At 66.8% G+C, this 14,334-nt stretch carries 13 protein-coding genes and 2 tRNA genes; 5 read left to right on the top strand and 10 right to left on the bottom strand.

What is annotated here, in order from left to right; genetic code table 11:
- Positions 1-279 precede the first annotated feature (279 nt).
- A complete protein-coding gene (locus QZV72_RS13080; protein ID WP_297009019.1) occupies positions 280-1,944 on the bottom strand; it encodes an AMP-binding protein in 1,665 nt (554 codons plus the stop codon).
- A gap of 522 nt (positions 1,945-2,466) precedes the next feature.
- Here QZV72_RS13080 and QZV72_RS13085 point away from each other — a divergent pair.
- The 3 genes from QZV72_RS13085 (at position 2,467) to QZV72_RS13095 (ending at position 4,350) form a co-directional block, all read left to right on the top strand.
- Complete coding sequence (locus QZV72_RS13085; RefSeq protein ID WP_297009020.1) at positions 2,467-2,688, top strand: hypothetical protein; 222 nt, start codon at positions 2,467-2,469, stop codon at positions 2,686-2,688.
- 195 nt (positions 2,689-2,883) lie between these two features.
- Positions 2,884-3,759: an esterase gene (locus QZV72_RS13090; protein WP_297009021.1), complete on the top strand. Its 876-nt coding sequence runs from the start codon at positions 2,884-2,886 to the stop codon at positions 3,757-3,759.
- A gap of 141 nt (positions 3,760-3,900) precedes the next feature.
- Positions 3,901-4,350, top strand: coding sequence for a DUF4442 domain-containing protein (locus tag QZV72_RS13095; protein WP_297009022.1), 450 nt, complete (start codon positions 3,901-3,903; stop codon positions 4,348-4,350).
- 104 nt (positions 4,351-4,454) lie between these two features.
- Here QZV72_RS13095 and QZV72_RS13100 read toward each other — a convergent pair.
- The 4 genes from QZV72_RS13100 to gyrA all read right to left on the bottom strand — a co-directional run bounded on the left by QZV72_RS13100 (position 4,455) and on the right by gyrA (position 7,742).
- A tRNA-Ala gene (locus QZV72_RS13100) sits at positions 4,455-4,527 on the bottom strand.
- Between the two features lie 10 nt (positions 4,528-4,537).
- Positions 4,538-4,614, bottom strand: a tRNA-Ile gene (locus tag QZV72_RS13105).
- An 84-nt stretch (positions 4,615-4,698) separates the two neighbouring features.
- A complete protein-coding gene (locus QZV72_RS13110; RefSeq protein WP_297009023.1) occupies positions 4,699-5,208 on the bottom strand; it encodes a DUF3566 domain-containing protein in 510 nt (169 codons plus the stop codon).
- Between the two features lie 23 nt (positions 5,209-5,231).
- Positions 5,232-7,742 (bottom strand): DNA gyrase subunit A, encoded by a 2,511-nt coding sequence (gyrA, locus tag QZV72_RS13115; protein ID WP_297009024.1) that lies wholly within the window; start codon positions 7,740-7,742, stop codon positions 5,232-5,234.
- Positions 7,743-7,856: 114 nt separating this feature from the next.
- Between gyrA and QZV72_RS13120 the strand changes: the two genes are divergently transcribed.
- Positions 7,857-8,741, top strand: coding sequence for a siderophore-interacting protein (locus QZV72_RS13120; RefSeq protein ID WP_297009025.1), 885 nt, complete (start codon positions 7,857-7,859; stop codon positions 8,739-8,741).
- 15 nt (positions 8,742-8,756) lie between these two features.
- Here the strand turns inward: QZV72_RS13120 and QZV72_RS13125 are convergent, their stop codons facing one another.
- The gene (locus tag QZV72_RS13125; protein WP_297009026.1) at positions 8,757-9,227 is read right to left on the bottom strand and encodes a flavin reductase family protein; all 471 of its coding nucleotides are present in this window, start codon (positions 9,225-9,227) and stop codon (positions 8,757-8,759) included.
- Positions 9,228-9,827: 600 nt separating this feature from the next.
- Here QZV72_RS13125 and QZV72_RS13130 point away from each other — a divergent pair.
- The gene (locus tag QZV72_RS13130; protein ID WP_297009027.1) at positions 9,828-10,262 is read left to right on the top strand and encodes a hypothetical protein; all 435 of its coding nucleotides are present in this window, start codon (positions 9,828-9,830) and stop codon (positions 10,260-10,262) included.
- Here the strand turns inward: QZV72_RS13130 and QZV72_RS13135 are convergent.
- Genes QZV72_RS13135 through QZV72_RS13150 form a run of 4 tightly spaced genes read right to left on the bottom strand, consistent with a single transcriptional unit; the run spans position 10,259 to position 14,227 of the window.
- Complete coding sequence (locus QZV72_RS13135) at positions 10,259-11,062, bottom strand: ABC transporter ATP-binding protein (RefSeq protein ID WP_297009028.1); 804 nt, start codon at positions 11,060-11,062, stop codon at positions 10,259-10,261. The genes QZV72_RS13130 and QZV72_RS13135 overlap by 4 nt on opposite strands.
- Positions 11,059-12,165, bottom strand: a complete 1,107-nt coding sequence (locus tag QZV72_RS13140; protein ID WP_297009029.1) for an ABC transporter substrate-binding protein — start codon at positions 12,163-12,165, stop codon at positions 11,059-11,061. Before QZV72_RS13140 ends, QZV72_RS13135 begins: the two co-directional genes overlap by 4 nt.
- Positions 12,162-13,049, bottom strand: a complete 888-nt coding sequence (locus QZV72_RS13145; protein WP_297009030.1) for an ABC transporter permease — start codon at positions 13,047-13,049, stop codon at positions 12,162-12,164. The genes QZV72_RS13140 and QZV72_RS13145 overlap by 4 nt, the downstream gene beginning before the upstream one ends.
- Positions 13,046-14,227 carry an LLM class flavin-dependent oxidoreductase gene (locus QZV72_RS13150; protein ID WP_297009031.1) on the bottom strand — a complete coding sequence of 394 codons (1,182 nt, stop codon included), beginning with the start codon at positions 14,225-14,227 and terminating at the stop codon, positions 13,046-13,048. Before QZV72_RS13150 ends, QZV72_RS13145 begins: the two co-directional genes overlap by 4 nt.
- Positions 14,228-14,334: the final 107 nt, after the last annotated feature.

Genomic DNA, 14,334 nt, shown 5'->3' on the forward strand with positions numbered 1-14,334 from the left:
CCGTCGACCTGCTCCCCGCCGGCGGCGGCGCGGCGCTCCCCCACGGCCGATGCGCATGACGCCAGGAGCGTGAGCGAGAGGAACGCCGCCACGGCTCCGGTGAAGATTTTCGTCCTCGGTGATCGGAAAGTCATGGCAAGGAGTAGACCATGCTGTCTGTTTTTGCCCACAATGATCGTTTCAGAGTGAGTCAAACACCGGTTTCACGTGAAACGTTTCACATGAAGCGGGCCGGGGCCGGGATCCGGGGAGATGGATCCGAGGGGCGCCGGCCTTGTCCTAGCCGACGAGCTCGCGCTTGACGACCTTGCCGATGGCGTTGCGCGGCAGTGCCTCGGTCCGGAGAACAACGTCACGCGGGACCGCAGAGACAATGAGGTTGCCTTCGACATGCGCGCGCACGTCGTCCCCGCTGACCTCGGCCGAGCCGTCGACGACCACGTAGGCCTTGACCCGCTGGAAGGTCTTCTCGTCCTCCACACCGACGCAGTAGGCGTCCTCCACGCCGGGCATCCGGCAGATGAGGTCGGAGACCGAGCTCGGCCAGATGTTCTCGCCACCGACGATGATCATGTCATTGTCACGACCGAGGACGCGCAGTCTGCCGGACGCCGGGTCGATGACACCCTTGTCGCCCAGGTTGAGCATCCCGTCGGTCTCCTCGGCGATGTCACGGTCACCCAGGTAGCCCTCCATCGACATGACGTTGCGGGCGTGGATGATTCCCACTTCACCCGGTGCAACCGGCGTCCCGTCCTCGCCGAGCACCTCCAGGCGACCGTTCCACACAGGGTAGCCCGCAGTGGTCGGGTCAGCCTTGAGATCCTCCGGACCGGCGAAGGCGACGAGCAACCCCTCGGTGGAGCCGTAGCCGGAACCGAGGATGTACCCGTACTGCTCCTCCAGACCGAGAACCAGATCCTCGCTCATGGCGTTACCCGCGTTCATGATGAACTTCACCGAGGAGTGGTCGTACTTGCCGGGGTTGGCGAGATCTACAGCGAGCTGGTCCTTGAGGAAGACAGCGGAGCTGATGATGCCGTCGCACTTGTACTCGTCGACCTGACGCAGAACATTCTCCGGGTCGAAGACACGCTGGGTGACGATCCGGCAGCCGGCGAGCAGGGCGATGACGGACACGCCCCAGCCGAGCACGTGGAACATGCTCGCGGTCATCTGCAGGGTACAGCCGGCCCTGACGTCGAACTGTTCGAGCGGCGGCCCGATGACACCGAACGGCAGCATCGGCTCGGAGTGGTTGACCGCCTTCGGCGTCCCCGAGGTACCGGAGGACATGAGCACGACGCCCCCCTGATGCACCTTCTTCGGCAGCGAATCGTCCTCGGGCCCGGGGGCCGCCCAGAAGTCCTGGATGGTCGGGAAGTCGATGTCGGTACGGTGCCCCGGACCTGCCCAGGCGTGGATGAGAGTGAGACCCTCGACGTCGGTGGGGAGATTCGCGTCGAACTCGGAGTCCGCGAAGATCACGTCGAGCTCGTGCTCGACAGCGATGTCGTGGAGCTGCTGCTTACTGGCTCCGACGTTGAGCAGGAAGACGGTGAACCCGAGGTAGCCCTTGGCGGACAGCGGGATCATGAACCCCCGACCGTTGCGGGCGAGGATACCCACCCGGCTCTTCTCGGTGATCCCACGGCTGGCCAGCACGTGCGCGGTCAGGCGGGCCCGGGTACGCAGTTCACGGTAGGTGAGCTCCCCCTCATCGTCGACGAGTGCGACGCGTTCGGGGTACCGGGCGGCGCCGGCCTCGAGCAGACCGGTCATCGACGCGCCGTACCGGGCGAGATTCCTCACCGAGGCGAGATGCTCGGACGGTGTCCCACCCTTGAGCAGTCCGGTTCCCAGCACCGCCCTGCCGCCGCGCAGCAGGCCGCGGGCATCATGGAGGAACTGTTGGCGTTCAGAACTGTCGAACAGGTTGATCACGGGGTTGGAGCCTTCCGGTCGGGGTGATCGGACACGGGTGCCTACGACACCGTGACGATCCTCACTATTACGGGGTTCGCATTGTCCCCGTACTACTTACAGCGTCCTTCGGGTAGCAAACGTTACTATACGGTGTCGCCCGGACGCCTTCACCCACCCTGCCCCTCGCCACACTGCCCCTCGCCACACTGGCCCTTGCGCCGGCGGGATGTGCCACGGACAACCGGTTGGCGGACGCGGTGTCCGCCGGTGACCTCTCCCCCCGGACCCGCGAGGTCGCGCTGTTGGCCGGCGCGAACGCCACCTACCCGCTGCTGTGGGCCGTCGTTGCGCCCGACGTGGCCGAGGCGGCATCCGGAACTCGCCGGCGGACACTGTCGCGTGGATCCGGGCCGCTGCACCGGATGCGAGGGTCAAGGTGTTCGGCTACCCCCGTATCGCCGACGACTGCGGTGAGATCTGTGTCATCAACGTGACCCCCGGTCCGCCCACCCCGTGGTGCCCGGGGTCGGACTTCCCCCGGTGCCGGACATCGGGGCGTCGCTGGAACGCGGTTTCGCTGACGGTGCGGCACTCTCCGGGGCGACGTTCGTCGATCTGAAGGGCCCCTCGAAGGACACCCCGATGTGTTCCCGGCACCGGTGGCTGGTCGGACTCATCGACACGACGGCGGACGTCCACAACCTCCCGCTGCACGCCACGGATGAGGCTCTGGAGACCATCGGGAGAATTGCAGCCCGGTAGTTTCCCCGACAGTTGGTTCTGCTGTGACGCAAGGGGCTACTGTGAATCAGACAGTCGCACTATTTGTCACGAATGTGTAACGTTCCTGATGAATCGTGCGTTGGAGCCCTGTGAATCCGCGCGCCGTCGGTGCCCCCGTGACCTTCCGCCGACGACAGAGACTACGACAGAGACTACGAGAGGACGCTCGACTCCATGAGCACACGCCACACCATGACCCCCGGCCACCGGCTGCGCAACCGCATCGCCGTCACCGCTACCGCGGCACTCGCCGTGGCGGGTGTCACCGCCGGTGCGGTCGCCGTCTCAGGCAACGGCGCCCCGGTTGCCGAGGCCGACGGCGGTCGCGCAATCCTGGCCGGCGACTCCCTCGTCGCCAACCCCGACCTCTACAACTTCCTTGCGGGTAAAGGCGTCCCCCTGCCAGACCCGGTGCTCTCACGCACCGGCTGCGGCACCGACAACCGCTTCCGGGACGCCATCGCCGGCGCCACCAGCCAGAACGTGCAGAACTACACCTGCGCCGGCGCGTCCTACCGCACCGGTGGCGCCCACGTCATCGACCAGGTGAAGCAGGCCGCCGCCAACGGCGATGTCGCCGGCGCGGTCGTCTACCTGCTCGCCGGCAGCAATGACACGTACCCCTACGTGCTCAACGACCACATGCCGGTCCCGGAGATCGAGAACAACCTCAAGAACTCCATCACGGACGCCGTGCGCGCCGCCAAGGAGGCCGGCGCCGCCGACGTCAAGGTTCTCGGCATGCCGCACATCACCAACGCCGCCGGTGAGGTCTGCGCCATCAACCTCATCCCCGGTGTCCAGGTGCCGACCTTCGGTATCAACATCTCCGACATCGAGTGGGCACTCGAACGCGCCGGCCAGAACGGTGCCGCCGAAGGAGGCGGACGCTTCGTCTCGCTCAAGGAGCCCAGTAACGGCCACGAGATGTGCTCGAACAACCGGTACATCACCGGCATCATCGACACCACCTCCGCGCGCCGCAACCTGCCACTGCACATGACCGACGAAGGCCACGCCATCCTCGGCGCCTTCGCGGGCCACGCGTAGTTCCGTCCCCTCCCAGCCAACCCCACGGTCACCGGCCGTGGGGTTTTCTGATTCCGGGGCATTCCCGAAACCCCCGGCGGCCACCCGACCGGTGACCTAGAGTGGCCGCTACAGTGGCCCAGATCACCAGGAGGCACGACGATGGCCTACACTGCCCGACAACTCAGGCTCTTCATGCCGTTCTGGCCGCCCCTGCTGGGTGCCGGCGTCAGGATCCGGGAGTTCGCCGACGACGGCTCTCGGGTCCTCGTCACCCACCGGCCGAACAGGATCACCAGGAACGCGGTCGGGACCGCCTTCGGTGGGACGATCATGACGATGACCGACCCGTTCTACATGCTCGCCTCGATGACGCGCCTCGGACGCTCCTACAACGTGTGGGACGTCAGGGCGGAGGTCGACTTCGTCAAGCCCGGACGCGGCACCCTCACGGCAGACATGCGGATCGACGACGCGACCTACGACCTCATCCGGGAGAAGACCGCCGACGGCTCCAGGTACCTCCACTGGTTCGAGGTCGACGTCACCGACGAATCCAGGGACACGGTCGCCACCGTCCGTCGCCAGGTGTATTACCGTCGGAAAAGGTGACGGAGTGCCCCAGCCACCACCCGTGCTCACTGAGTGCTCACCGGGAATGGCAGAAGGGCACTCCCCGTTTCCGGGAAGTGCCCTCTGACCTGGTGCTTCACTTGTGGAGCTGAGGGGAATCGAACCCCTGACCTTCTGCTTGCAAAGCAGATGCTCTACCAATTGAGCTACAGCCCCAAAAGTCCGTTGGTGGGCCTAGCAGGATTTGAACCTGCGACCTCGTCATTATCAGTGACGCGCTCTAACCACCTGAGCTATAGGCCCTCGAACGAATGGAAACTATACCGACATCCTCCCGAAACTCGCAAACCGACAGGTAGAGGCGCGTTCTCGGGCGGTTCCGCCGTACTACGGCGCCCGGTGTGCACCGCCGCCCCAGCCGGCTGCCGCAGCGTCACCACGGGGGATCGCGTCCTCCACTACCGCACCGGCGCCGAGAGTGACCCGCAGGCCGCCCACGTAGCCGGTCACGGCGTTGTAGAGCACCGCCCCGAGCGGGATGAGCAGGGCCGCGACAATGACCTCCACAACACCCACCAGCGCGGCGATCCCGAAGTACATGGCCGCGCTGACCCCGTCGGCGCCGAGCAGGTCCGCGGCGAGGCCGTTGACCCGGCTCCACACCCCGGTGGCGCCGAGGAGGATGTAGACCAACGCCGCCGCGACCATCCATGCGACGAAGAGGCACGCCCCCACGGCGGCACCGAACCTGGCGGCGCTACGGGGGTCGACCGAGGTGAGCGTGGTCCGGACCAGTGTGGGGCCGTCCCCGTCGGTCACGGTCTCATCAGTCACGGTCCCGTCGGTCACGGTCTCATCAGTCACAGTCCCGTCGGTCACGGTCACATCATCGGTCACGGCGTCCTCTCCCATCGCGTCCCCTACTGGTCCTCGTGCTCGGCGACCTGCTGGGCGGATTCCTCACCCTCGTCCTCGACATTGCGGTCGATGGCGAGCAGTTCCACGCCCTTGGCCAGGTCGACCAGCCGGACCCCCATCGTCGCCCGCGAGGTCTTGCGGATCTGGTTGACCTCGGTGCGGATGATCCCGCCGACGCTGGTGACGGCAAAGATCTCGTCATCCTCGGTGACGGTCACCGCACCGATGAGCTTGCCGCGCTTGGCGTCGTACTTGAAGGTGACCACGCCCATGGTGCCGCGGCCCTTGACCGGGTACTCCTCCATCGGGGTGCGCTTGCCGTAGCCACCGGAGGTGGCGACGAGCAGGCAGGAGTCCTCGTGGACCACGGTGAGAGCCAGCAGCTGGTCCTCTCCCCTGAAGCGCATGCCCTTCACACCGGCGGTCGCGCGGCCCATCGGGCGGAGCGTGTCATCGTCGGCGGTGAAGCGCAGCGCCTGCCCCTCCTCGGACACGAGGAGCAGGTCATCGTCGGCGGTGCACAGCTGGGCACCGATGAGCTTGTCGCCCTCGTTGAGGTTGATGGCGATGAGGCCACCGGACCGGGCGGTGTCGTAGTCGGTGAGCCGGGACTTCTTGACGCGTCCCTGCTGGGTCGCCAGCACCAGGTAGGGGGCGTCCTCGAAGGACTGGATCTGGATGATCTCCGCGATCTGTTCGCCGGGCTGGAACTCCAGCAGGTTGGCGACGTGCTGGCCACGGGCGGTGCGGGACGCCTCGGGCAGTTCGTAGGCCTTGAGCCGGTACACGCGCCCGTAGTTGGTGAGGAACATGATGATGTCGTGGGTCGAGCAGACGAAGAAGTGACGGACGATGTCGTCCTGCTTCAGCTCTGCACCGCGCACACCCTTGCCGCCGCGACGCTGTGACCGGTAGCTGTCGACCTTCGTGCGCTTGGCGTAGCCGGTGGAGGTGATCGTGACGACCACGTTCTCCCGGGCGATGAGGTCCTCCTCGGACACGTCGCCGGTGGCGCCGATGATCTCGGTGCGGCGCTCGTCGCCGAACTTCTCGACGATCTCGGCGAGTTCGTCGTGGACGATGGTGCGCTGCCGCTCGGGGGACGCCAGGATTGCCTTGAGATCCGCGATGGTCTCCTCGATCTCGGCGAGTTCGTCGATGATCTTCTGGCGTTCCAGGGCTGCCAGGCGGCGCAGCTGCATCGCGAGGATCGCGTCCGCCTGGATGTCGTCGATGTCGAGGAGGTCCTTGAGACCCTCACGGGCGATGTCGACGGTCGCGGACCGGCGGATGAGGGCGATGACCTCGTCGAGGGCGTCGAGTGCCTTGACCAGTCCGCGCAGGATGTGGGCACGCTTCTCGGCTTCGTCGAGGCGGAACTGGGTCCGCCGCACGATGACCTCGATCTGGTGCTTCACGTAGAGGCGGAGCATCTGGTCCAGACGCAGGGTGCGGGGCACCGAGTCGACGATGGAGAGCATGTTCGCGCCGAAGCTGGTCTGTAGCTGCGAATGCTTGTAGAGGTTGTTCAGTACGACGCGCGGCACGGCGTCCCGCTTGAGGGTGACGACGATGCGCATGCCGACGCGGTCGGAGGATTCGTCGTCGATCTTGGAGATGCCGGCGATCTTGCCGTCACGGACCTGCTCGGCGATGGAACTGACCAGGTTGTCCGGGTTGACCATGTAGGGCAGCTCGGTGATGACGATGATCTGCCGGTTGCCCTCCTCCTCGATCGTCGACTTTCCGCGCATGCGGATCGAGCCACGACCGGTGGTGTAGGCGTCCTTGATCCCCTGGTCACCGACGATGAGGCCCGCGGTCGGGAAGTCCGGGCCCTTGACCCGCTCCATGCAGGCCTCCAGGGCGGTCTGCTCGTCCGCCTCGGGGTTGTCGAGCAGCCAGAAAATGGCCTCTGCCAGCTCGTTGAGGTTGTGCGGCGGGATGTTTGTCGCCATGCCGACGGCGATGCCGCTGGACCCGTTCATCAACAGGTTCGGGACACGCGACGGGAGAACGTCGGGCTCCTGGGACTTGCCGTCGTAGTTCGGGGAGAAGTCGACGGTGTTCTCGCGGATGTCACGGACCATCTCGAGTGCCAGCGGGGTGAGCCGGCACTCGGTGTAACGCATGGCGGCGGGGCCGTCGTTGCCGCGGGAACCGAAGTTCCCCTGGCCGTCGACGAGCGGGTAACGCATCGACCAGGGCTGGGCCATACGGCACAGGGTGTCGTAGATGGCCGTGTCACCGTGCGGATGATAGTGGCCCATGGTCTCGGCGACCGGGCGCGCGGACTTCACGTAGCCGCGGTCGTGGCGGAAACCGTTGTCGTACATCGCGTAGATGACGCGCCGGTGAACCGGTTTCATGCCGTCGCGGACCTCGGGGAGGGCGCGACCCACGATCACGCTCATGGCGTAGTCGATGTAGCTGTTCCGCATCTCCTCGGTGAGGTCGATGGGGGTGATGCGGTCGAACAGCGTCTCGCCGCCGCCGTTGGTGTCGTCGCTCACGTAGTGCGATCCCTTCTGGCTGACTAGATATGACCTGGCCATTCTAGCACGTCAGGGGATATATTTTCCGGCAGAGGCCGCCACTGTCGGGACATCCCGGTTACCCTGGCCTGTATGAGCGAAACCTCACCTGGCACCGGGCGTCCCGCACGCCGCCGACCCCCGGTCCCGAAGACCGCCACCGTCACCGCGACCCGCGTCATCCCCGGCGGGATGGTCCGCCTCACCCTCACTCCGTCGGTGCCGGTGGCGGACATGGGCCTGGAGTACACCGACCACTACGTCAAGCTGCTCTTCCCGCCGGCCGGGGCGTCCTGGTCCTGGGAGGACGCCGACCTGGACCCCACGACACTGCGCGACGACCACCCCCGCGAGGAGTGGCCGGTGATGCGCACCTACACGCTGCGCTCCTGGGACACGGACGCGAACACCGTCGACATCGACTTCGTGGTCCACGGTGACACGGGTCTCGCGGGACCGTGGGCCGCGGTCGTGCAGCCGGGCGGGAAGATCGGTTTCGCCGGTCCGGGCGGGGCCTGGCGTCCCTCCCCCGACTATGACCGGTTCGTTTTCGTCGGCGACGAGGCTGCGGCCCCTGCGATCCTCGCCGCGGTCGAGGCGCTGCCCGCCGGGACGTCCGCGGAGGTCTTCCTCGAGGAGGCGGACGCCGACCACGCGCTGGAGGTACCGTCCTCGGACGCCGAGGTGACCGTGCACCGGGTGCCGCGCAACGGTGCGGTGCACGGGACCGAGCTGGTGCGCGCCGTCGTGGCGTCCGGTGTGGCCGGCGAGGGGCGTGCGTCGTGGTTCGTCCACGGTGTCGCGGAGATGATCCGGGACATGCGGCGGCATCTGTTCATCGACTCCGGCCTGGAGAAAGCCGATGTCTCGGTCTCCGGCTACTGGCGTCTCGGGATGGTCGAGGACGAGTGGCAGGCGGGCAAGCGTGAGTTCAACGAAGAGATCGAGGCTGCGGAGGCCGCCGCGGCGGCGGGATAGCGGCGGCGACGGGCCTCAGGCCGCGAGGTAGAGGTACGGGCGCTGGGCGTCCGAGATCTCGCCGGTCGTCCGTCCACTGACGTGGAGCAGGGCGACCGTGTGACTGCCTGCGTCGAACTCCTGGTAGAGCCGGGTGGTGAGGTGGACGGCGGCACCGTCGACAACCCCTGCCCCGCTCCGGTCCGCGCGGAGGGACGCGGGCAGCCGGTCACGGGTGAAGCGCCCGGCGGCGAGGGTCTGGAGGGGGTTGAGCACCGAGATGCCGAGGGTCGGCGCGGTGCGGAGCTCCTGCCAGGCCGGGTCATCGGTGGGCACACGCACTGAGACGAGTCCGGGGGCCAGGCTCTCGTCGAAGAACGAGTCGATGACCACACACATCATCCGACCGCTGACCTTCGCGGCCAGAACGGCCAGCGGAAGTCGAGCCTGGTCGGCGACGTTTCCCGTGTTGGTGGCGGCTGCGGCCGCCGTCAGTGCTGTGGTCATGACGTCAAGTAGACCACTCGGTCTGACAGAACGCAAGTACCGATCTGTCTACTTTCTCCATATCTGCAGGTGACACCGTGAAAATAACCTAGACAGCTTGGTCTGTGATCGCACCCTGGGCGTCCGTCCGCCCCTTTCGGTCGCCGGACATCACCTCGGAAGCCACCTTGACAGTCTGCCACGGACAAACAGCTGTTCCGTCAATCGTCGGCAGCGGATCCCCGCGTCCGTCGGCCCCCTGCCTGCTGCCTACTGCCTACTGCCCCCTACCCCTGTCCCTGTTTCTGCCCGTGCCCTGTCCCTGAGGCCATGACCGCACCACAGACATCACCACCTCCTGTTCCCGCCCACCTACCACCGCTACGAGTGCGTGGCACTGCCCGGCAGGATGTTCGCCGAGTACAGGCCAGGTGCCGGCGCATCCCTCTGGTCCGTCGAAGTCCCCGGAGCGCCTCTCACGGCCCGTGCCCGTGGTATCAACCTGAACCACCTGGCGATGGCCCGTGCACTGGAGGGTGTGGCCGACGGGCACCTCGATGCCGTACAGAAGGACATGTTCTGGGCGCTTGTCCCGCGCTGCACAGGACAGGCGGTACCGGGGTGCGCGCACTGCACAACAGAGTGCAGAAGACCATCGCCGAGTGCGACTCCCTCAGCCACCCACTCGACGAGGGCGAGTACGCGACCACCCGCCCCACAGATGATCGACCGACCGAGGCGATCGCCCCCTTCGTCTACGGGCGGAACGGCAGCTGCCGCTTCCTGTGCCTGCAGCACCACCTGATGAAGACCATGGGGAGGTTCGACGTCACCCTCTCCGAGGACGGCACCAGAATGCGGACCAGTGTCGACGACGGACACCTCCACATGACGGAAGCGAGCGGCGCTCTGGCGAAGTACGCGAGATCCGTGTTCCGGATCCGGGCGGACCCGCGGCGGGCGACGCTCCGCGAGCACAACCGGCTTCGACTCGAGCAGGCCGGTGAGCTCCGCGAGGACCTCACCGCCGCACGCAACGGGGAGGTGCCGTTCTAGCCCACAGCATGGGCCGCATTGATCGCCTCCGTCACCTTGTGCCGCAGGGCCACAAATCCGGGCTCCGCCGTGAGATCCCGCAACCGCGACTGCAGTGTTTCACGTGAAACATCCCCCTCCCCCACCCGGAGCCGGAGGTCGTCCGGGACCCGGACCGCCTCGATCACACGGCCCGGACCCGCCGCCATCACCACAACCCGATGGCCGAGGAGCAGAGCCTCCTCGACACTGTGCGTCACGAAGACGATCGTCGGGCGGGACCGAGCCCACACCCGCAGCAGTTCCGCCTGAAGCTGTTCCCGGGTGAACGGGTCAAGTGCGCCGAAGGGCTCGTCCATGAAGACGTACCGAGGTCCGGCGGCGAGCACCCGGGCAATCTGGGTGCGCTGCTGCATGCCGCCCGACAGCTCATGGGGCAGTCGGTCCGCGGCGTCCCCCAGACCGACCAACGCTATGAGTTCATCCGCACTCTGCTTCTGCGACTCCTTCCCGGAGTACCGGTGGGCGAGGCGCACATTGTCACGCACCGAGTACCACGGCAGCAGCGTGGGTTGCTGGAATACCACTCCCCTGTCCGGGTCGGCGCCCTTCACCGGCTCACCGTCGACCTCGACCACACCGGAGGACGCCTCAAGGAAGCCGGCGAGGATACGGAGCAGCGTCGACTTGCCGCAGCCGGACGGACCGACGAGGCACACGATCTCGCCTTCGGGGATCTCCAGTTCCACTCCCCGTAGCGCCTCGACGCGTCCGGCGGAGGCGGTCTCGTAGACCTGACTGACGTTCTCGATAGTGATCACTGGTAGTCCTTCCAGAGGTCCGGTCGGGTGGCCGCAGAGTAGTCTTCCCTGGTCTTGGCGGAGGGAATCTCACCCTGGGCCACGAGGAACTCCGCCGTCGCCTGGATCGCCTCCGCAAGTTCGGCGAGGTACTGCTGCTCCTCGGCGCCGTGGATGAACCTCTGCCCGGAGATCTGCCGGGAGGCCGAACTCTCGTCCATACCGGACGCTGCGGCGTTCACCTTCCCGAACTCGTCCGGATCCTCGTCAGAATGGTCGACGACCCATGCCTCCAGTGCGAGGAAGGTGTCGAGGATCTCTCCGTGCTGCTCGATCCAGGGGTTGGACGCGAGGCCGACGTTGTAGGTCGCGTGACCCGCCTCCGCCTGCTTCGCCGAATCGGTGAGGACCTTCCCGGGCCTGGATCCACCGGTCCCGTCCTTGAGCTGCTGCAGGGTGGGGTCCCAGACGTAGGCGGCGTCGATCTGGTCGGACTTCCACGCCGCCGGGAGCTTGTCCGGGGAGATGTTGACGATCTCCACGTCCCGCTTCGGATCGAGGCCCGCGTCGATGAGGGCATTGAGGAGACTGTAGTGGGACGTCGAGGAGAAGGGCACCGCGATCCTGGAGCCCTTGAGGTCCTTGACGGACTCTGCGTTCTTGGCGACAAGAGCCTCAGTCTCCCCGATGACGGAGTTCGCCGAGACCACTGACACGTCGAGGTTCAGCGGTGCACTCAGCGCCTTGGTGGTCGGCGTCGAGCCGAGAGCCGCGATGTCGACTGAGCCGGCGGCGAAGCCCTGGACGATGTCCTGTCCGGTCGGGAAGCGGGTCCACGAGACCTCCGCGTTCGGCAGACAGGCTTCAGCCAGACGCTGGTCCTGGGTGTAGAGGTCGGCGGCCGGGCCACCGAGATAGCCGATGCGGATCCGACCGTCGGCATCCGAAGGGGTCACCGGGCACTCCGCCTCCTCGGAGCTGTTGACCCACTCGTTGGCCGGCGGACCGACACAGGCCGTGGTGCCGAGACCGACGATGGAGAGCACCCCGGCGAGGGGAAGGATGTGCCGTGGTTTCACGTGAAACCGGCGCGAGGAGCGGGAAGATGAATCCGTGGTGGTCACTGCTTGGTCCTCCAGGGTGCGTAGGTACGCTCCACCCACAGCAGAAGCTGGTCGAGGAGCAGTGCAGCGACACCTATCACGATGATGCAGGCGATCGCCAGAGCTGTGTCCAGTTGAGTTCCGGAGATGTAGGCGAGTCCGCCGATTCCCGGGATCCCGTCATTCATCTCGGCTGCGACGATGGCGGACCAGCAGAGCCCGGAGGCCAGCCGGATGCCGTTGATGATGTCCGGCAGAGCACCGGGGAGCAGGACCGTCCGGAAGACCTGGACCCGGTTGGCCCCGAGAGACTGCGTCGCCAGGACCCAGTCCCGCCGTACCCCGGTGACGCCCGCGAGCGTCGCCACTGCGACGGTCGGGAATGATGCGAGGAACAGCAGAACGACCTTCGACTGGTCACCGATGCCGAACCAGACGATGAGCAGACCGATGTAGCCCAGGGGTGGAAGTGCCCGGAGGAACGAGAGGTAGGGCTCGACAACGGACCGGACCGCAGCACTGCTGCCGAGGGCCCAGCCGACGAGGATGCCGACCACGGTTCCCGCACCGAGTCCGACAGCGATGCGTTCCAGGGTCGCCAGCAGGTGCTGCCAGAGGAAGTACCCCTGGACGCCGCACTCCCGCCGGTGACTCGTGGCAGAGGCCGCCTCACAGAGGTTTGTCGACACGAGCTTGTCCGCCACCTCTGCCGGACCGGGCAAGACAACCGGGTCCAGACCGGCCCAGCGGGCGACGGCCCACCAGACGGCGAGGACTCCCGCGAGGACGCCGAGATGGCGGCCGAGACGAGTCAGGCGACCATGCCCCACTCCCCCACTCTTCGCGGGAGCGGCCGGGGTGACCGACGTCGTCGCCGGTGATTCGGCCCGGACAGTGGTACTCATGCTGAAGTCCTCGCTGATTCAGCGGTACCCGCAGGTGCCGGTCGATTCGTCACAGTGACACCTCGGCGGTGAAGAGCCGGAACGGTCCCCTCCCCCACCTGGAAGCTCTCCTCGAGATGCGGGTATCCCGAAAGGATGAAGTGACGGATACCCGACTGCCGGAATGCATCGATGCCCGCGGCCACCTGATCATGGGATCCGACCAGGGCAGTCCCCGCGCCACCGCGGAGCAGACCGATACCGGACCACAGTCCCGGGGCGAACTCGAGGGCACGTGCGTCACCGCCGGAGACGAAACCCGAGCCGCGGCCGTGGATCTCCGACATCCGCCGTTGCCCCTCCGACTGTGAGGTCCTCAACCCTGCCTGGGCCCGGGCGACATCAGCCGGGTCGATCGCATCGTAGAGCTTCTGCGCGACGGCCCAGGCCTCCTGCTCGGTGTCCCGGGAAATGACATGGAGCCTGATGCCGTAGTCGAGCGTCCTGCCGTGGACGGCGGCCCGCTCGGCGACGGCCCCGAGTTTCAAGGCGACGTCATCGGGATGCTCACCCCAGGTGAGGTAGACGTCGGCCCGCTTCGCGGCGGTCTCGATCCCGGCCGGCGATGAGCCGCCGAAGAACACCGGAGGCACCACCTCAGGCCGGCGGACCAGAGACGCCCCCTCCACCGTGACATACCTGCCGTGGACATCAACCGGCTCCGGCCCGGTCCAGAGCCGGTGCGCCAGGTCCAGGGCCTCATCGGCGGCGCCGTAGCGTTCCACCTTGGTGGAGTAGTCACCGTAGGCCCGTTGTTCAGCGTCCTCCCCGCCGACGACCACGTTGAGCAGCAGACGGTCGCCGGACAGCTCCTGGTAGGTCTGCGCCTGCTGCGCCAGCAGCGGAGCGGGCACCAGACCGGGACGGAAGGCCACGAGGAACTTCAGGCGGTCCGTGGCACCGAGCAGTGCGGCGGTGACCAGCCAGGAATCCTGGCACCAGCGACCGGTGGGGGTGAGGACGGACTCGAAGCCGTTGTACTCGGCGGCCCGGGCCAGCTGGGTGAGATACCGCAGGTCGGGAAAACGGTCACCGATCTGGGCGTCGGCACCGTGCCCGCCGCCGACGATCCCGCGGGAGTCGCCGTTGGTGGGGAGGAACCAGTGGAGGGTCACCTCGGAAGGTGTGGGAAGAGTCATAGCCACCGAGTAGACCACTCTGTCTGCAACGACCCCACTGTTCCATTCGCCATGAACCGAACAGACAGAGCAGTCTGTTCTTTTCATTCGTCGTGACCTAAGGTGTC

This window comes from uncultured Corynebacterium sp., assembly GCF_902782855.1.
Taxonomy (GTDB): domain Bacteria; phylum Actinomycetota; class Actinomycetes; order Mycobacteriales; family Mycobacteriaceae; genus Corynebacterium.